Below are 18082 nucleotides of genomic sequence, written 5' to 3'. Positions count from 1 at the left end.
TCGCTTGGTTAACCTCTATTCTTTTTTACAGCCCTCATCAGTTTGTTGGCGAAGATGAAATCCTCCAATTCTTTGCAATCACAATCAAAAATGTTTTCATTGTTGCCCTCCCAGAGTTTCTTTCCTTTGTAGAGGAAAACGATATTCTCGCCAATCTCCATTACAGAGTTCATATCATGGGTCACGACTATGGTGGTGATGTCTAGCTCTTCGGTGATGTCGTAGATCAGATTGTCGATCACGATTGAAGTTTGAGGATCCAAACCAGAGTTAGGTTCGTCACAAAAAAGGTATTTGCTGTTGTTGACGATGGCTCTGGCGATTCCAACTCGCTTTTTCATTCCACCACTTATTTCCGATGGCATTTTCTTATTGGAGTCCACTAGGCCCACTCTTTCCAGACAGTAATTGACGCGGTCCTGCTTTTCGTCCAAAGGCATGTCTGTCAACACATCCAGTGGGAACATGATGTTTTGCTCCACATTTTTAGAATCAAAAAGTGCCCCACCTTGAAAGAGCATACCTATCTCGCGACGAATGTCTGCCTTGGTAGTTTTGTCCGAATGGGTAAAGTTACGACCATCATAGAGCACCTCTCCTTCATCAGGCTGAACGAGGCCCACTAGATTCTTTAGAAAGACACTTTTACCCGTACCACTGGATCCAATGATTAGATTGGTCTTTCCTTTATGAAACTTGGCGCTAATATCGTCAAGTATGAGTTTGCCTTCAAATGATTTGCTGATTCTATTCGCTTCTATCATGTCAGAGCATCAATTTAGTCAGTAAGAAATCGGCACAAAGGATCGCAATACAACTGTTGGTTACTGCTGCGGTACTTGCTACCCCTACCTCCAAAGCACCTCCTTTGGTATAGAAACCTTTGTAAGCAGAAATGGCTGCTACCAGAAAAGCAAATACATAGGCCTTCGTCAAAGCAAAGGTGATGTTGAACTCTATGAACTCGTAGCGTATACCGTATACAAATTCTGTCGGGGTGATCACTCCAGCCAGAGAGCCCGCTATGTAGCCACCTACCAAAGAAAGAAATGCTGATATTACGACCAACATAGGGTAGGCGATGATCGATGCGATGATTTTGGGCAGTACGAGATAGGAAGTGGCGTTGATTCCCATCACCTCTAGTGCATCTACTTGCTCTGTAATTCGCATCGTCCCGAGCTCACCCGCGATATTGGATCCTACCTTACCGGCATAAACAATCGCCATCACAGTTGGGGCCAGCTCCAGTACAGTCATGTCTCGCACCACCATCGATATGACATAGGAGGGTATGAAAGGACTGACCAGGTTGTAAGCCGTCTGTAGGGTGGTCACTGCACCAATGAAGGTCGAAACAATCGCCACTAAAAACACGGTGTTTACGCCGATTTTGATGGTTTCTTCGATGATGAGTTTGACGTAAGTCGAAAAAGACTCGCGCCTGACCAGCATGGTTTGAATGAAAATAATAAAGCGTCCGAAACTGCGCATGTGCTGATTTATGTTCTAAGCTCCAAATTAATAATTTTAATAGAACTAAAAGTCAATTGACGGTCAACTCTGGCCATTTTTTACTTCAATGCTAAAATATTTTTCTACGGTCTTCTGCGAGGCTGGGTTGTTTGATTAATTTTCAGTTTTATGAATAGAGATATGAAGAACGTCATAGTAACAGGAGGAACCAAAGGAATCGGCAGAGCGGTAATCGAGCGTTTTGCTCAAGAAGGATATGAAATACTGGCTTGCGCCCGCAATCAAAAGGATTTGTTGGCTATGGAGGATGATGTGCAGTCTCGCTTTCCCAATGCGAAAATACACACCTTTTCTGCAGATCTGTCTCAGAAGGGCCAGGTATTGGCCTTTGCTGATTGGGTTTTGGGTACCGTTTCTACCGTGGATGTATTGATCAACAATGCTGGCGTGTTTTTGCCGGGATCTTTGCTGGAAGAAGCAGAAGGCAATTTGGAGCTGATGATCGATACCAACCTCTACAGCGTCTATCATCTGACCCGAAAGCTGCTGCCAAGAATGCTGGAAGCAAAAACAGGGGATATTTTTAATATCTGCTCGGTAGCCAGTCTCAAGGCCTATACTAATGGAGGATCTTATAGTATATCTAAATTTGCTTTATACGGTTTTTCTCAAAATCTGAGATTCGAGCTTCAGGACAAAGGTCTTCGGGTGATCTCTGTGATGCCGGGTGCTACACTTACAGCCAGCTGGGAAGGAGTGGAATTGCCTGAGAGTCGATTCATCAAGGCATCAGATGTAGCTGAGTCCATTTGGTCCACCCATCAGTTGTCTAAAAATACCGTGATAGAAGACATCGTCATCCGCCCACAGCTGGGGGATATTTAATAAAACTTAGTTAATAGTTATTTGGTTTTGAGTTAATAGGGGCGAAGTTTAACGGCAATGTGAATATTTAGGAATGTTCTTTTTCGTGAAGGGTGGTTGATTGAAAAACTGAATTGTTCCCTTGCAGCAATGAACTCGGCTGATCGATGAATCTAACTTAAATACTTCTTAGAATCATCCTATCTCACACTCCTCCCTGTCCACTTTTTTTTAGAGTGGATAATCTGTAACGTTCAGATAATCAATGTGTAGTGTCTTTTTTTGCTCTCTTTCAATCCACCAATTTGCTACTTACAATAGGTAAGCCATATTCTTCTCCTGACATTTGGAATATGCCTGAGGTTTGACCGATTGGCGAAAGGATTATGAAAGACAAACTTTAAGTGAATCAACAAACCGACAGGCTTCACTTAAAACTAAATTACTAATGAAAGACAAAATTGACTTGAATCGCAGGGCGATGAGAGTGCTGGCTATATTATGCCTGGTGACTCTCGGACTGCACCAACCTCTACATGCACAGTATGTGCATACCAACGGAACACAGATCGTAGATGAAAATGGAAACGATCTTTATTTTACAGGAATGAACCTGGGTAACTGGTTGCTTTGGGAAGGCTACCTGATGATGGGAGATTTCAATTATCGCACCCACACTCAGTTTTTCAACTCCGTTAAGGATGCCTTCGGAGGTGACCTGGGACAGGCCATCGAGTTTGAACACCAATGGCGGATGAACTATGTCACGGCGCAGGGCATCGCCGACCTGAAAGGCTTGGGCTTTAATTCAGTAAGGGTCCCTTTTCATTTCAACCTTTTTTGGGACTATAATAGCAACGCTCCATCTGATCGAGGATTTCAGTACATCGATCGTGTGGTCAACTTTTGTCGTGCTCAGGGGATGTATGTCTTACTGGATATGCACGCCGCGCCCGGCTACCAAAATCCTGGCGATCACTCAGACAATGTCAATTCCAATGCCAGTCAACCGAGAGAGTCGGTTACTTTTTGGGATGGGAATAATGTCAACATCGCAGCTGAGGTGTGGAAGCATATAGCCAGCTACTATGCCAATGAGCCCGTGATCTGGGGCTATGATTTGATCAACGAGCCTGTGCCTCAGCCTGGTCGTGAGTTTGAGTTATTGGGGTCCATGATTACCATGCGAAATGCCATTCGTGAGGTGGACAACAATCACATCATCGTGGCAGAAGGCAGCTGGTGGGGATCGGATATGCAGAAGCTCGACTGGATGGATCCAGAAACCCAAAATCAAAGTGGCATCAACTATCGCTGGGACAATAATCTGGTGTATCAGACGCATCACTATTCTAATGATGTGTCTGCTCTGGATGGTCGATTGGATCTATGCAACAAACTGAATGTGCCGCTGATCCTAGGCGAATATGGCGAAAGCGATAATAGTAATCTCCGAAACATGACCGATTGGTGTCTGAATAACAACGTGGATTATTTCCCCTGGTCTTTTAAAAAGATGTCGCATGACCGTACGCTATGGACGATTCACCCCAATGCACCCTATGAAAACCTCAAGAACTTCATCAACAATGGAGGAACGCCTCCAGCGAATATCTATAACGACATGATTGCTTTCTGTCAAAACAATATTGCTAATGGATCTCCCGGATTGACCTGGCATCAGGGTTTTTATGATGCGGTGAAAAACACTGGGCTAACTCAGCCACAGGGATGTGACAATGCCAGTGCCGTTGGGATTAATGGCGCGATAGAAGCAGAAAGCTATTGTGACATGAATGGCTTACAAACTGAAACCAGCTCCGAGGGAGGTGAAAATCTGGGCTATGCTGATCCGGGAGACTGGGCTGATTATAGAGTGGATGTTCCGAGTAGTGGCACCTATACCGTCAACTTTAGAGTAGCCTCTGGGGATACGGGTAGTAAGAGTATCGAACTGCAAGGCAGTGGGAATGTAGCCAGCGCCAGTTTTGATGCGACGGGTGGATGGCAGACTTGGACGACTGCCTCTGCGAGTTTGTATCTGAATGCCGGGATACAAACCCTGCGTTTGTACTTTCCGAATTCCGGAATCAATGTCAATTGGTTTGAGCTTTCGACCTCTCCAGTCCTGTCAAGTATACAAATCAGTCCGGCCAGTGTGACCCTGAATGTCGGACAATCTCAAAGCTTCAGTGCCACAGGCTATGACCAAAATGGCAATGTGATGAATATCTCTCCTAGTTGGTCGGGGGCAGATGGCAATGGACTATTTACGGCCACCGCTGCGGGTACATTTACGGTCACTGCCAGTCAGAATGGTGTCTCTGCATCCGCAACGGTGACAGTCAATCCCAACAACAATGCGATCAATTTGCCAGGAGTCATCGAAGCGGAAAATTACAGTGCTATGAGTGGCATCCAGACAGAGGCCTGTTCCGAAGGGGGAGAAAATATTGGCTATGTAGATGCTGGTGATTGGGCGGACTATAGCGTAAATGTGAACAGTTCTGGCAGCTATCAGGTATCGTTCAGAGTGGCAGCAGATGGAAACGCCAATAAGAGTATCCAACTACAGGCGAGCAGCGGTACGGCTTCTGCCAGTTTCAATGCGACAGGTGGATGGCAAAATTGGAGCACTGTGACTGCCACTATTTCGCTCAATGCAGGAACTCAGACCCTTAGACTTTATTTCCCCAGTTCAGGTCTTAATGTCAACTATGTGAGTTTGGCTGCTGCCAACAATCCTACTCCAAGTACACAAAGGATCGAGGCAGAAAACTATTTTGAAATGAGCGGGTTGGATACAGAAAACGCTCAAGATGCCGGAGGAGGCCAAAATGTAGGTTGGATCGATGCAGGAGACTGGGCAGGCTACTCTGTCAACATTCCATCTACAGGGAGCTATACGGTAAGCTATCGCGTGGCGAGCCCCAGTGGTGGTGGCCAGATTGTATTGGAGCCTTTCGGAGGCGGTAGTGCTTACGGTACTATCAACGTAGATGCAACAGGTGGCTGGCAGAGTTGGACTACTATCTCTCAAAACGTACAGTTGAATGCAGGTGTGCAAGACATTGCACTCGCTTTTGCTTCCGGAGGATTTAACCTCAACTGGTTCGAAATCAGCAATAGCAGCGGAGCAAGGATTGCAGGCTCGACTGTTGTAAGCCATGAATTGCAATTGGCCGCCTATCCAAACCCCGCCAATCACCTTTTGAATATCGAAGGGGTTGACGAAAGCAGTAAACACATGGCCATATTCGGAATAGATGGTAGGTTGAAATATCGTCAGCAGCTGGCGGGAGAAAAGCGATTGGTGCTGGATGTTTCTTCCCTGGATCGAGGGGTGTACCTCCTTAGGTTCGATGGAGGTCAGAGCCTTCGCTTTGTCAAGAATTAATCATACATAGTTTAGAGTACCGGGCTGTCTCATTGTTGGGGCAGCCTTTTTTTTAATCTGCCTGAGATGATGCTCGAAGTGATCGACATAGTCCTGATTCCAGAAACGAAGGTCTTCGGTCTGGCCTTTTTCGATTTCAATCTCATAAGCTAGCATCTCTTCTGTTTGCTGATCCATCACTCGGATGATGCGGGTGTTCAAAGCGATCAAGAGCTGTAATATTTCCCTGGTATCCGCATGTTGATAGTCGTTGGCTCGCACCAGGTCATCCTGTGCATATTTTCGAATCACGTAAGGTCTGGGCGTGAACTGGATCTCAGTGAAGCGCTGCAGATTGTTGAGTGCTGAGTCGACCAGATGTCCCAGTATTTCTTTATTAGACCATTTGTCTGGAGCGGGTTTCTGAGATAGCTTTTCCTCTGGAATTTGTTGAATGTAGTTTTCAAGTTCACTGAGTAATTGGATGAGTTTAGATTGAGCAGACAACATTATTTAAAATAGATTTATGAACAATTAAAGTTAACCTGAATGCATTTGTCGCAATAAATTATAAAAATGCAGGTGTATAATTAATTGTTTCTTACTTTCTTCCTTGATGAAGAAAGTAAGCAAAGAAATCATGGCTACTATTCATTTTTCAACGCTTTTAGTGTCGTAATATCAGGAAATAAAAGAAACTCGTCCATTTGGATCTTTCACTATATTCTAAATTGTCGGGACTCAAACAGCCTTTTATTTCTTTTCTGATTTTTCACCTCTAAAAACTAAAATGAATAAAGGCCAGCAGCACCTATACTAAACAGTTGAGTTCTAAAGCTTCAGCTAGTAGATCGAAGGATTTGAGTCGGGCCTCCTGATCGTAGATGTAGTTGGTGGTGATCAGCTCGTCGGCTCCTGTTTGTTCCAGAAATTCATTGATCTTCAGTCTTATAGTTTCTTTTGATCCATCGAAGGTAAAGGTGCTCAGTCGGCCCAGTGCTTGCTGCACTTCGGGGTGATAAAATATCTCTGGCATCTCATCTACCGGAGGAGAAAGCTTGCCTCTCTTGCCGGTGACCATGCCTAGTGCCATCAAGTCGAGGCTAGTGCGAAGGTGGGCCGCTTCTTCGTCAGTATCTGCAGCGATCACATTAACGGCCGCCATCACGTAGGGCTCCTTTAGAACCTCCGAAGGTTTGAAATTCTGCCTATAGATCTCCAGTGCTGGAAACAACTGAGTGGGAGCGAAATGTGAAGCAAAAGCATAGGGCAGTCCCAGCTCAGCTGCGAGATAGGCACTATCCGTGCTCGATCCTAATATATACAAAGGCACCTTTCGTCCCTCTCCGGGGAATGCTCGGACGTTGGACTGGCTGTTGTCGGAGCTGAAGAACTGCTGCAAGGCCTGAATGTCGCGAGGGAAGTCGTTTTGACTGGCGAGATTGCCTCTGCGAAGCGCGGCAGCTGTAGGCTGATCTGTACCCGGTGCACGTCCCAGACCCAGATCGATGCGGCCAGGGTAGAGGGTGTCCAAAGTCCCGAACTCCTCAGTCACGGATAGCGGACTATGATTGGGCAGCATGATGCCGCCCGCTCCTACGCGGATGCGTGAGGTCCGACCAGCGATATGACCTATCAATACTGCGGTGGCAGCTGTGGATACAGTCGGCATGTTGTGGTGCTCGGCGAGCCATATGCGATGAAAGCCCAGCTCCTCTACTTTCTGGGCATTGGTGGTGATGTCTGCCAGCGCGTCTGCAATTTCTTTTCCCTGCTTCACTACTCCCAGATCCAATAGGGAGACTTTTATTTCTTTGTTCATTCCTTTCGTCCTCTTGTTATCATTTGGGGATGGGGTTTATTACGGGGAGAAAGACCAAGAGTTCAAGGTTGTAGCTGCAAAGTTTAGGGTTTAAGTCCCTGGCCGTCCTATTCTCAAAAAAAGAGCAAAGCCCTCCTCGTTTCTATGCGCTACATATTACCATCTGCCTTTTATACAATAGATGTAGGGCATTAGAGATAAAAAACTATATTTAGAGGATGAACACTGTGGATCTGCTATTCGAGCAATCGAAGAAAATCATTGAGATTACAGACCAACCCTCACTTATCATTAATGCTCAGTCGGCCATACTGGCTGCCAATGCTGCTTTTAGACATTACTTCGACGATAGCGCGGATTTTGGGTTGCTCCTGAACGACCCAGAGCGCCTGCAAATTCAGGTAGCCATGGAGGAAATGAAGCATGATACCACTGAGCTATTGCTGACCTTGACGTATCAGGGCAAGGTGCTTTCGTCCAAATGGAAATTTCAATACCTGAAGGAGATAGATGCTTTCGTAGGATTTGGGGAAGTGTACGCCAATGAGACAGCATCTGTGGAAGAGGTCGCGGACTTGTTGAAGTCATCACCTACTGCCATCACGGATATATCCAGTCACTTGTCGGCCAATATGGACAAGTTTCAGTTGATCACGGATCATATCTCGGATGTCGTATGTCTGCATCACCCTGAGGATGCTCGCTACCTCTATGTATCTCCATCAGTCAAATCTCTGGTAGGGTTTGAACCTCACGAGATGGAAGGAAAGACGCCCTATGAGTTTTTTCATCCGGATTTTATTCAACTATTGGAACGAGACCATCAGCGGAGTGCAGAGGGCAAATCGGAGGGACCACCCCCGCAAATGGATGTAATGCTGGTGACCAAGACAGGGGAAAAGATCTGGGCTTCTGTGCATAGCGAACCGCTTTTCGATGAAAAAGGAGAGGTGGCATTGATCATCAGTTCGTCCAGGGATATCTCGAAAAGAAAACTGGCCGAACAGGATCTGATGCTGAAGAATACCGAATTGAATGCATTTTCTTATAGGATTTCCCACGACCTCAGGTCACCCCTGACTTCAATCATGGGGCTGATCAACCTAATCGTGCATGAGGACAATATCGAAAAAATCAAAGAATACACCGGGATCATCAGTAGTCGGGTGGATGCCATGGACCGACTGATTCACTCGATCATGGACTATGCCCGCAACATGAACAATCGCAAGGTGATCGAGGAGGTGGAGCTCAAAGAACTGCTGGATAGCATCAAGCGGGACTACCGTTTTCATCCGAACTATGGGATTTTAAAAGTAAGATGCGAGGTAGAAGAATCCCTTTCGGTGAGGCAGGATCCAGAGCGACTAAAGATCATTTTCAATTGTCTACTGTCCAATGCCTACAACTTTTTGGATCGAAATAAGGAGGAAAGTACGCTCGATATTCGTCTGGCGATAAAGGAGGGTGAGCTATCGATCGAGTTCGATGACAATGGGATCGGAATCAAGGAAGAAATCCAGCCACAGGTCTTTGATATGTTCTACCGGGGCACCTCACTCTCTCAGGGTGCAGGACTAGGGCTCTATTTGCTGAAGCAGACCGCCAAGAAACTGGATGGGCAAGTAGGTTTTACCAGTCAGGAGGGACAAGGGTCGAGTTTTCGTGTGCAGGTGGCGGTTTGAACCACCCCAAAAGTAATTAAGCACCACCAAAAAACGGCCTCTAAAGTGCCCAGAACGGGTCATACTCTCTCTAGAACGATCACATGCACCCAAGGAAGGGTCATCCACTCTCTAGAACGGGTCACATGCACCCAAGGAAGGGTCAACTACTCTCTAGAAGGGGTCACTAGCACCCAAGAACTGGTCAATCCTACTCTAGAACTGCTGCCATACAGTCCAGAATACCGAGATGTTTGTCAAGAACTGCTCCATGTAACTCTAGAACTGCGAGAAACTTGTCAAGGGCTGGTCAACCTTTGTCTAGAGGCGAGAGAAAACCGTCAAGGACTGCTCACTTGGTTTCTAGAACTGTGAGAAAAGAGTCAAGGGCTAGTCGCTTTCTGTCTAGAAGTGTGAGAAATGAGTTAAGGACAGTTTGGTGTATAAAAAAGAGTTCGAGGTTCAAATCCCCCTAGCCCCCTTTCGTAAAGCAGGGCTGTTGCATTCTAATTGATTAGTTTGTTTAGAGTCTCAATATCATTGGCTACCAGTCTGGTGGCCTTTGCTATTTGATTCATGCCTTGTTTTCTAAATATATTCATTGCACCATTTTTAAGCGTGGATATAATTGATGGAGCGTTGCCTAATCTGATTTTAGAGGCATCTTCTTTCATCGTTACATCTTTGGTCCAGTGTAGACTGTTTTCAATGTGCCAATGATTCCTTATCCCATAGTTGTATAATAATGCACTTCCATTCTTTATGCTGCTTAAATAATACGCGTTTTCTTCCCTGTAGCGTCCATTGACTTTTACTTCTCTTCTAATTTTGATGCCGTGTTGTGCACCAGTCCATTGTTTTTTTATTTCCTCTGGCAAATTGAACACTGTTACATCTCTATTTTCTATTCTTCCTTTGTTTCTCTCTAGCTGAGAATAATAACCTATAGGCTTTTCTTGGGCACACTTTTCGATGCTCTGGTAGAGTGTCTTTTGATTTTTCTTCACTCCAATTACATAATTATTTCCACTAGCTATAATCACTTCTACCGTTTTTTTGACAATGAAGAGCATCCATAGTAAAGACCACATCTTTGAGATCCAGCATCTCTATTAATTGACGAACTACAGGTATTTCACTCTCTTTTGAGTTAATGACTTCTCCATTGGCTAATACCATTTTCTGTCTGGAAACGAATACGGTCACTAGATTGATGAAATTCTGATACGACTTTGAATAATCACTCATTGTACCACCGATGGCCTTGCCATCTACACTAAGCCACTCTCCAGACTCTATCGAAACATAGGCTTTACTCCACTGATAGAATTGATGAGAAAAGGAATCAAAATCCAATCCCATCAACACTCTTCGAATAGTATAAAAAGTCGGTAATCTGTCTTGTTTGGGCTGAAAAGTAGACAATAAGTTCTCTCTATTTCTTTCTATAAAATCTCCAATAGCACGATAACCATAGTAGCCGCTCATTACCGACATCAGCACGATGACCAGTACCAATTCCAGAGAATGTCGCTGACCCGCACCACGCCTGTGATCCTTCACTTTTCCTAAATACCAAATGATACTTTCTGATGCCATTTTTAATTTTCAAGTTAATCCATTTTTTAGAATGCAACAGCCCTGCTTTCGTAAAGGGGGAATTCATAGCCTCTATTGAAACTGGTATCCGGACTGTTGACTTTTTAATTTTACATTTAGCCTTTAGCCTTTTACATTTTTAATCATCAAGGATAATTTAATCTAGTATCTAGCCTCTAGCGAATACCCCTTCCGCCTATCGGCACCTTCCCGTGGGGAAGGATTAATGGAGCATGAATCTACTAGTTGATGGTACTCTAGGTATTTGGTAGTATTGCTTGAATCCCCCTAGCCCTCTTTCGTAAAGGCGGAATAGCTATTGACTATTGACTCCCGACTATTGACCAACCAACTACCTCCTCTTCCTCTTTTGAATCTTGTCGCCGCGGGTGATGGGCTTTTTGTGCTTGGCAGCTATCTTTCGCTTGTAGGAGCCCCCTTGGTTTACCTTTTTATTCTTTTCTAATTTTTCCGCATCCGGGATGATCTCTTTGGGTTTGGTGTTGCGGTTGTAGTTGTTCTCACGGACACGGGTACGCTCCTCGGGGATCAGCTGGTCGGTGACTTCCACCTCTTCGGGGAAATCCAGCAGCGGGATCTCATAGTTCATCAGTGCCTCGATGGCTTCCTTTTGGGGGACTTCCTTTTCGGTGAAGAACAAGGTGACCTGTCCCTGCTCGGTGGCACGGCCCGTACGGCCGATGCGGTGCATGTAGTTTTCGGGATAGTTGGGTACGTCGTAGTTGATCACATGCGAGATCTTGTCGAGATCCAGTCCACGGGCGATCACGTCAGTGGCGATCAGTATCCTTATGCGCCCTTCTTCGAAATCCTGAACGGTGCGGAGGCGATAGTTCTGCGTCTTGTTGGAGTGGACGATGCCCACCGATGAGCCGTAGGCTTCCTCTACCAAATCGAAGAGTCGGTCGGCCTGTTTCTTTTGGGAGACAAATACCAAAACCTTGTGGTAGGTCTTGTGATCGGACAGCAGTTCGTTGAGCAGTCGGGCCTTGGTCAGAAAGTTTTTGACAGGGTAGGCAGTCTGCTTGATGTTTTCCAGTGGAGTCCCGCTGACAGCTATAGTGATGCGCTCCGGGGTGGTGAAGTAGTCCACGATGAGCTCGTCTACTTCGTCGGTCATCGTAGCGGAAAACATGATGTTTTGTCGCTTGGTAGGGAGTAACTCGAAGAGGTTGGTCAGCTGGGTGCGAAAACCCAGGTCCAGCATCACATCTACTTCGTCGATCACCAGTTTGTTCAGGTTTTTGGGCTGGAGGGAGCGGTCTATGATCAGGTCGTAGAGACGGCCCGGAGTGGCCACTATCACATCCTGTCCTTCGGCCAGCGCAGCACGCTGTAGTTTGATATTGGATTCGCCATATACCCCCAGGACCCTGAGCGTCATGTAGGCGGCATAGGACTGGATCTGCTCGACCACCTGTACCACCAGTTCGCGAGTCGGTACGAGTATGAGTATGCGCGGATGCTTTTCTTTGGAGAACTTGAGCTGCTGTAGCAGGGGCAGCATGTAGGCAAAGGTTTTACCCGTACCGGTTTGTGAGATACCGATAACATCCGATCCCGAGGAGATCACTGGAAAGGCCTCCAACTGAATGGGAGTAGGCGTATCGAAACCTAAGTCTTCGATGGCACGAAGCATGGCTTTGTTGAGGGAAAGGGATGCGAATGTGTTCATGTCCTGATGCATCCGGCAAAGCTAGATAATAGTAATTGCTTTTGCCATTGGGCTGTTGGCGATTGGCTGTTGGCTTTTGGGAAGATTAGATTTTATGCTAATCAAATGTAAGCCTGCCGAATAGGTGCCGAATCTCACTATTAAGTTCGGAATTACATTTTAGAACGATTCACCTTCATCTCTACTCCATCTTCGCATTATCAATTCGATAAAGTAGAATCTATAATGAGTCCTTTCTCCTTTACTAGATGAACTAGAGATAAAGAAAGCTGCTTTGTTGAAATCGGTTTTAAAAAAATACAATCATGAAAAATCTATTTACAATTCTTTTATTTCTATGTGCATTTAGTGCTTTTGCTCAAATGCCATCACGTTCAGACAAAGTGGTTGAAGTAACCCAAAAGTGGAGGGTGAGTATCCCTTATTTTGTTCCTGAATCACTTATTTTTAGTTCTTGGGACGATCATACTAGTACACAACACATAGAGCTTCATGTCAAAAGAAACCTAGATAATAAGAACATCATAGGTGTGAAGTTTGCCCACTTTAGATTGTTTCAGCCGATGGGAATCACATGGTGGGATGGTCTATTGGATAAAATAGAAACAGAAAGTGAATACTATCCAGGACATGTGCGAACCATGGGATTAGGCATGTCCTACCAACGTATGCTATGGAAAGGGTTATTTGCAACTGCTGAAGTTTTGCCTCAACTTCAAACCTATTTGGATCTAGACGGTAATAAAATCAAAAATGGCTTTAAACTTTATACTTCCTATCATTTGGGCTACCATATCGCATTTGGCAAGAAGAAGCATTTTTTCGTAGAACCACAGATTAATTGTATGCTCTGGACGTCTGATAACAATGCTCCTAATGGATTTAAGCAGTTGGACGATAAGTGGAGGAACTACTTTCTCTTTGAGCCACAGATTTACTTAGGGTGGAAATTTTAAGCCTTAGTCTGACAAGTCAGGATCCATTGTTTTTTGGGTTGTGAGACTATTTGATTCTAATGGACTGGAATAATTAAATGAGTCAAACACACAAGGTGCTAATTTGAATTTATCTGATTACGTAAAAAGAAGAAATGGGGTACCATTAGGTCACAGTGATTCACTTCGCAACATGTTGGGTCGGTCTCTGGGAGCCGGAACGTTTGCTATATTTTGGCAGTACTGGAATCCGATATGGGGATATTATCTTGGGAAATATATCTTCAAACCGCTTAAGCTCATCTTTCCTCCAGCATTGTCCCTGATAATCACATTTGCTGTTTGTGGATTGATACATGATTTGGCCATCATGATATTAAAATGGAAAGTCACATTACTCCTCACACCATGGTTTTTATTTATGGGGCTCAGTGTGATTGTAAGCGACTATGCGAAAATTGATTACTCGAAGTTTCCATGGGCAATCCGAGCTACTATAAATGTAGTCATCATCCTGGGTTGCTTATTTATAGCCTATCAAGTTAGAATCTAAAAAAAGAGAAATGCCAATTTGAATAAACTAATTACAATAAGATAAATATATAATAGCCGCCTACCCTTCATATACCAGGCGCTGGCAATAATTTGAATAAAAACTGTAACAAAATAGAAATCTGTCAGACTTACTTGTCATCAAACAATTAATCAAAAAATGAATCTATCTATTAAAGTACTGATTTTCGCATGCACCATCTTTTCAACCATAAGCTGTTTTTCTCAAAACACGAATGAAGAGCTAGTCAATAGAATTGACTCTTATTTGGAAGCAAGCGTGGCGAATGGCTTTTCTGGAGCTGTCTTGGTTTCAAAAAAAGGTGAAATTGTTTTATCCAATGGATATGGATGGGCTGATAGAAAAAATAAGATACCTAATTCACCATCAACCGTTTTTAATATTGGCTCTGTAACTAAACAATTTACCGCATCGGCTATTTTAAAACTCGTAGAGCAGGGACGAATTAAAACATCTGATAAGATAGGTTCATACTTTGATCAGGCACCAAAAGACAAAAGAGGTATTACTATTCATCAACTATTAACCCATACATCTGGGATATCCAATAGGACTGGAGGATTTAGATACAATGAAGCAAGTAAGGAGCAGTTCTTAAAAGAATTTTTTGAATCAGAATTACAATCTAAACCTGGGACAAACTACCAATATGCAAATGCCAACTATATCATACTCACTGCAATAATAGAATCGGTTTCAGGTCAGACCTATGGTTCTTTTCTAAATGAGTATCTATTTGAACCTGCTCAAATGGAAAGCACAGGCTATAAGAGTATCAATTTTAGTTCGGAACGATTGGCACATGGATACTACTATAACAGAGATGAAGAGCAATGGGCAGATTGGGGAACGACTCAACAGCACCTCCCTTACAATGACAAGCATTGGTATAGTATAGGCAAGGGAGATATTCATTCTTCCGTAGAGGATTTGTACAAATGGCACCTTGCTTTAAAAAACAATGCAGTTTTAGCATCAGAAACAAGACTGGCTCAAGAAACTCCCTATGTAGCCGAAAATGATAAAAATACCTCATTTTATGGATATGGTTGGGCCATATCTCAAAGTAGCAGAGATACTAAAATCGTTGCTCATAATGGTAGTAACGGGCTGTATTTCGCTGACTTTGTTAGGTTCATAGATGACGATGTAGTTGTCATCTACATAACCAATGCGTTTTTGGGTCGTGAATCAGAAAATGTTGCCCGAGAAATAGGTGAAATGATTTTCGACTCGGACTACAACTGTACAGCTATTTCCAAAAATATTTATGAATTGATTCATGATTTTATGAAGGTGAACCCTTCTACCCATGCTGATGAATTGCCAGATTTTTTAAATAAGGAACTTAAGGATGAATTTAATGACCCTGCCATACTCAATCGACTTGGATATAGCAGAATGAAGAAAGAAAGCGAGCCTGATTGGGCATTAGCATTGTTTGAACTTAATGTGAAACTCTTTCCAGAGGATGGTAATCTATGGGATTCGCTAGGTGAGGCTTATCTAAAATACAACCAAAAAGAAGAAGCTGTAAAGTGCTACACAAACGCAGTTGAATTGGGCAGCGAAAGTTCCAAAAAAGCCTTGAATGAATTGTTGAATGAGTCCAAATAGTTCATTTGGCTTGGTAAACCTTAGGAATCAAAAAAAGGATAACAGTCCTGTTTTTAGAGAAGCTTACACCTGGATTTCACTATTTGCCAACATTAATTCATAGGCTTACGTACATTTTTCGAGTGTCCACGATCCGTTGTAACCATTGGAAGAGATTCAGTACATATTGAGAGAGAGTATCAGACCCTATGTCAATTGCATCATGGTCAGTGAATCCTCGAATCAGAAGGGGCACTACGAACTGCCTATCTATGCCGATGGCTATCCGGGGATTATGTTTCAGCAATCTGCTAAGGGTTTTTATCTTCAGCCTAGAGATAAGAAGCTTTCCGAACTTTTTCTTTATGGTCAAACATTGGAACCCATTACTTTGGAGTCGGAGGGGGAGTACCAGTTTGTGGTTCTGCAGTTATACCCATTTGCATCCAAATACCTATTGGGAGTAGATCCGCGAGAACTCAATGATGATTGCTACGATCTCTTGCAACTCAACAACCTAGATGCGAAAAAATACCACCAAAAGTTGCTCAGCGCTAATGAACTGTCGCAAAAAATAGAAATCATTTCTGATCTGGTCGAGGAGTTGATTGAGGTGCATCAAGTTCCTGAGGATGATCGCATTCAGCAGGCCATCAAGTTGGTCGTCGAGTCGGAAGGGAAAGTTAGGGTGAAAGAAATTTGTGACGAAATATATCTAACCGAAAGAACCCTCGAACGCAATTTTCAGCAGCAGATTGGGCTCAGCCCCAAGCAATTTGCAAAAATCATTCAGTTTCAAACTTCGCTTAACAAGCTGAATCAAACAGAGTACGACAACCTTACTCATGTAGGTCTGGACAGTGGCTTTACTGATCAGTCCCATTTCATTCGTGTGTTCAAGCACTACACGGGGCAAACCCCTTCATTTTATCTTAAAAACACGGCATTGGCTCAGTAGCTTTTGTCGGTTTTGTTCAATTTTCCCTTTGATCCTACTGCTTTCTTTGTCTCATAATTAATTGACAAATGAAGCTACTTTTTGCCTTGGCCATTTTTGCGCCACCACTTGTTGTTTATGCCCCAGCGGGGCTGATCCCTCTATCTCCGAGGAGAAGAAATCTGCAATGGAAGTATTAGAATCCAAATGCAACGTCTGCCATGCCCGACGCAATCCCAGCAGGGTGTTCACAGAGGAGAACATGGATGCCTATGGGTCGAGTATCTACGAGCAGGTGTTCGTGAGGAAAAGAATGCCACGAGGCAGCAGCATTAGATTGTCTGAGCAAGAAAGCAACGCATTGAAAAACTGGTTGAACACTTTAAAATAAATGAAACATGAAAAAAGTAATCGTTTTTGGTCCCACTGGGACGATTGGCAAGCACGTCTTGCAGCAAGCTTTGAAAGGCGATATCGAAGTGACTGCATTTTGTAGAGATCGATCGCGTCTGGACTATCAAGCGCATCCTCAACTACAGATCATCGAAGGAGATGTCTATGATCAAGAAGCAGTATCTGAGGCAATTGCGGGTCATGATATCGTGATCATCGCACTAGGCTCGGGCAACAGTCGCAAAAGCACGGTGAGGTCAGAAGGCACCAAACACATTATCCAGGGACTGAAGGAACATGGCGTGCGTCGTTTGATTTGCCAAAGTACGCTTGGTGCCGGCGATAGCAACAGCAATTTGAATTTCTTCTGGAAGCGAATCATGTTCGGTTGGTTTCTGAAACAGGTTTTTCTGGATCATGAACTGCAGGAAGACTATGTGATGAACAGTGGACTGGATTGGACGATAGTGAGGCCAGGGGCCTTTACTGATGGCAGTTTGACGGGTAGGTATCAGCATGGGTTTGGCCCGCAGGAACGACAACTCCAGTTGAAAATCTCTCGGGCAGATGTAGCTGATTTCATTTTGAAGCAGCTGTCTTCGAACCAATATTTATTGAAAACTCCAGGTCTATCCTATTAAGAAAATGGTAACTATGAAATCAATATCAGTAGTTCTGGCCTTATTCTCCACCGGTCTCATGGCCGGTATATTTTTTACCTGGACCAATGCGGTAAAGCCTGGGATCGGGCAATTGGATGATTATATCTATCTCAGTTCGCTGCAATCCATGAACCGAGAAATCCTGAACCCTATGTTTTATTTCGCTTTTATACTGCCGATTGTTTCTCTGCCGGTTTCCGCAGCGCTTAATTATGGTAGTCACGGGACTTACGATTTTAAAATCCTTCTGCTCGCCACAGCGATTTACTGGATAGGGGCCTTTCTGGTGACTATTCTGGGCAATATTCCACTCAACGAAATGTTGGATGCCGTGGATCTGGAAGAATTGAAGACGGAAGATTGGTCTGTCATGAGAAAGAAAATAGAGGATAAGTGGAATCGCTACAATCTGATCCGTACGCTGGCTTCTATTGCTTCCTTTGCGCTGATCATCTGGAGCCTGCTACGCAAGTAAAATAGAGCACGCA

14 protein-coding genes and 1 pseudogene are annotated in these 18082 nt (G+C 44.1%); 9 read left to right on the top strand and 6 right to left on the bottom strand.

What is annotated here, in order from left to right; translation table 11 throughout:
* Window positions 1–8: 8 nt before the first annotated feature.
* Together N7U62_RS13305 and N7U62_RS13300 are read right to left on the bottom strand one after the other, a co-directional pair.
* Window positions 9–764, bottom strand: a complete 756-nt coding sequence (locus N7U62_RS13305; protein WP_264138472.1) for an ABC transporter ATP-binding protein — start codon at window positions 762–764, stop codon at window positions 9–11.
* 1 nt (window position 765) lies between these two features.
* Window positions 766–1494, bottom strand: coding sequence for an MlaE family ABC transporter permease (locus N7U62_RS13300; RefSeq protein WP_264138471.1), 729 nt, complete (start codon window positions 1492–1494; stop codon window positions 766–768).
* Between the two features lie 150 nt (window positions 1495–1644).
* On the opposite strand from N7U62_RS13300, the gene N7U62_RS13295 reads away from it, so the two are divergent.
* Both N7U62_RS13295 and N7U62_RS13290 read left to right on the top strand, forming a co-directional pair.
* On the top strand, window positions 1645–2361 hold the full coding sequence (locus tag N7U62_RS13295) for an SDR family oxidoreductase (RefSeq protein WP_264138470.1): 717 nt from the start codon (window positions 1645–1647) through the stop codon (window positions 2359–2361).
* A gap of 427 nt (window positions 2362–2788) precedes the next feature.
* On the top strand, window positions 2789–5737 hold the full coding sequence (locus tag N7U62_RS13290) for a carbohydrate-binding protein (RefSeq protein WP_264138469.1): 2949 nt from the start codon (window positions 2789–2791) through the stop codon (window positions 5735–5737).
* Here the strand turns inward: N7U62_RS13290 and N7U62_RS13285 are convergent, their stop codons facing one another.
* On the bottom strand, window positions 5738–6226 hold the full coding sequence (locus N7U62_RS13285; protein ID WP_264138468.1) for a DinB family protein: 489 nt from the start codon (window positions 6224–6226) through the stop codon (window positions 5738–5740).
* Window positions 6227–6527: 301 nt separating this feature from the next.
* On the bottom strand, window positions 6528–7538 hold the full coding sequence (locus tag N7U62_RS13280; RefSeq protein ID WP_264138467.1) for an LLM class flavin-dependent oxidoreductase: 1011 nt from the start codon (window positions 7536–7538) through the stop codon (window positions 6528–6530).
* 218 nt (window positions 7539–7756) lie between these two features.
* On the opposite strand from N7U62_RS13280, the gene N7U62_RS13275 reads away from it, so the two are divergent.
* Window positions 7757–9223 (top strand): sensor histidine kinase, encoded by a 1467-nt coding sequence (locus N7U62_RS13275; RefSeq protein WP_264138466.1) that lies wholly within the window; start codon window positions 7757–7759, stop codon window positions 9221–9223.
* Between the two features lie 485 nt (window positions 9224–9708).
* Here the strand turns inward: N7U62_RS13275 and N7U62_RS23240 are convergent.
* Together N7U62_RS23240 and N7U62_RS13260 are read right to left on the bottom strand one after the other, a co-directional pair.
* Window positions 9709–10801 (bottom strand): annotated as a pseudogene (locus N7U62_RS23240) (ISAs1 family transposase).
* A gap of 352 nt (window positions 10802–11153) precedes the next feature.
* Window positions 11154–12497: a DEAD/DEAH box helicase gene (locus N7U62_RS13260; RefSeq protein ID WP_264138463.1), complete on the bottom strand. Its 1344-nt coding sequence runs from the start codon at window positions 12495–12497 to the stop codon at window positions 11154–11156.
* Between the two features lie 305 nt (window positions 12498–12802).
* On the opposite strand from N7U62_RS13260, the gene N7U62_RS13255 reads away from it, so the two are divergent.
* From N7U62_RS13255 to N7U62_RS13225, 6 genes are all read left to right on the top strand, one after another.
* A complete protein-coding gene (locus N7U62_RS13255; RefSeq protein ID WP_264138462.1) occupies window positions 12803–13453 on the top strand; it encodes a hypothetical protein in 651 nt (216 codons plus the stop codon).
* 691 nt (window positions 13454–14144) lie between these two features.
* Entirely contained in the window at window positions 14145–15623 is a 1479-nt protein-coding gene (locus tag N7U62_RS13245; protein ID WP_264138461.1) for a serine hydrolase domain-containing protein, read from the top strand.
* A gap of 145 nt (window positions 15624–15768) precedes the next feature.
* Entirely contained in the window at window positions 15769–16560 is a 792-nt protein-coding gene (locus N7U62_RS13240) for a helix-turn-helix domain-containing protein (RefSeq protein WP_264138460.1), read from the top strand.
* Between the two features lie 166 nt (window positions 16561–16726).
* A complete protein-coding gene (locus N7U62_RS13235; protein ID WP_264138459.1) occupies window positions 16727–16930 on the top strand; it encodes a hypothetical protein in 204 nt (67 codons plus the stop codon).
* Window positions 16931–16937: 7 nt separating this feature from the next.
* Window positions 16938–17573: an NAD(P)-dependent oxidoreductase gene (locus N7U62_RS13230; RefSeq protein ID WP_264138458.1), complete on the top strand. Its 636-nt coding sequence runs from the start codon at window positions 16938–16940 to the stop codon at window positions 17571–17573.
* Between the two features lie 13 nt (window positions 17574–17586).
* The gene (locus N7U62_RS13225; RefSeq protein WP_264138457.1) at window positions 17587–18069 is read left to right on the top strand and encodes an anthrone oxygenase family protein; all 483 of its coding nucleotides are present in this window, start codon (window positions 17587–17589) and stop codon (window positions 18067–18069) included.
* Window positions 18070–18082 lie beyond the last annotated feature (13 nt).

This window comes from Reichenbachiella ulvae (assembly GCF_025833875.1).
Classification (GTDB): domain Bacteria; phylum Bacteroidota; class Bacteroidia; order Cytophagales; family Cyclobacteriaceae; genus Reichenbachiella; species Reichenbachiella ulvae.
Note: the sequence above shows the minus strand (reverse complement) of the source record. Positions and strands in the feature narration are given on the sequence as shown.

What these genes read in the sequence shown, in the direction of transcription:
- N7U62_RS13230 (WP_264138458.1), top strand. Translation starts at nt 16,938, where the DNA reads ATGAAAAAAGTAATCGTTTTTGGTCCCACTGGGACGATTGGCAAGCAC.
- N7U62_RS13255 (WP_264138462.1), top strand. Translation starts at nt 12,803, where the DNA reads ATGAAAAATCTATTTACAATTCTTTTATTTCTATGTGCATTTAGTGCT.
- N7U62_RS13245 (WP_264138461.1), top strand. Translation starts at nt 14,145, where the DNA reads ATGAATCTATCTATTAAAGTACTGATTTTCGCATGCACCATCTTTTCA.
- N7U62_RS13305 (WP_264138472.1), bottom strand. Translation starts at nt 764, where the DNA reads ATGATAGAAGCGAATAGAATCAGCAAATCATTTGAAGGCAAACTCATA.
- N7U62_RS13290 (WP_264138469.1), top strand. Translation starts at nt 2,789, where the DNA reads ATGAAAGACAAAATTGACTTGAATCGCAGGGCGATGAGAGTGCTGGCT.
- N7U62_RS13295 (WP_264138470.1), top strand. Translation starts at nt 1,645, where the DNA reads ATGAATAGAGATATGAAGAACGTCATAGTAACAGGAGGAACCAAAGGA.
- N7U62_RS13225 (WP_264138457.1), top strand. Translation starts at nt 17,587, where the DNA reads ATGAAATCAATATCAGTAGTTCTGGCCTTATTCTCCACCGGTCTCATG.
- N7U62_RS13275 (WP_264138466.1), top strand. Translation starts at nt 7,757, where the DNA reads ATGAACACTGTGGATCTGCTATTCGAGCAATCGAAGAAAATCATTGAG.
- N7U62_RS13260 (WP_264138463.1), bottom strand. Translation starts at nt 12,497, where the DNA reads ATGAACACATTCGCATCCCTTTCCCTCAACAAAGCCATGCTTCGTGCC.
- N7U62_RS13285 (WP_264138468.1), bottom strand. Translation starts at nt 6,226, where the DNA reads ATGTTGTCTGCTCAATCTAAACTCATCCAATTACTCAGTGAACTTGAA.
- N7U62_RS13300 (WP_264138471.1), bottom strand. Translation starts at nt 1,494, where the DNA reads ATGCGCAGTTTCGGACGCTTTATTATTTTCATTCAAACCATGCTGGTC.
- N7U62_RS13280 (WP_264138467.1), bottom strand. Translation starts at nt 7,538, where the DNA reads ATGAACAAAGAAATAAAAGTCTCCCTATTGGATCTGGGAGTAGTGAAG.
- N7U62_RS13235 (WP_264138459.1), top strand. Translation starts at nt 16,727, where the DNA reads ATGGAAGTATTAGAATCCAAATGCAACGTCTGCCATGCCCGACGCAAT.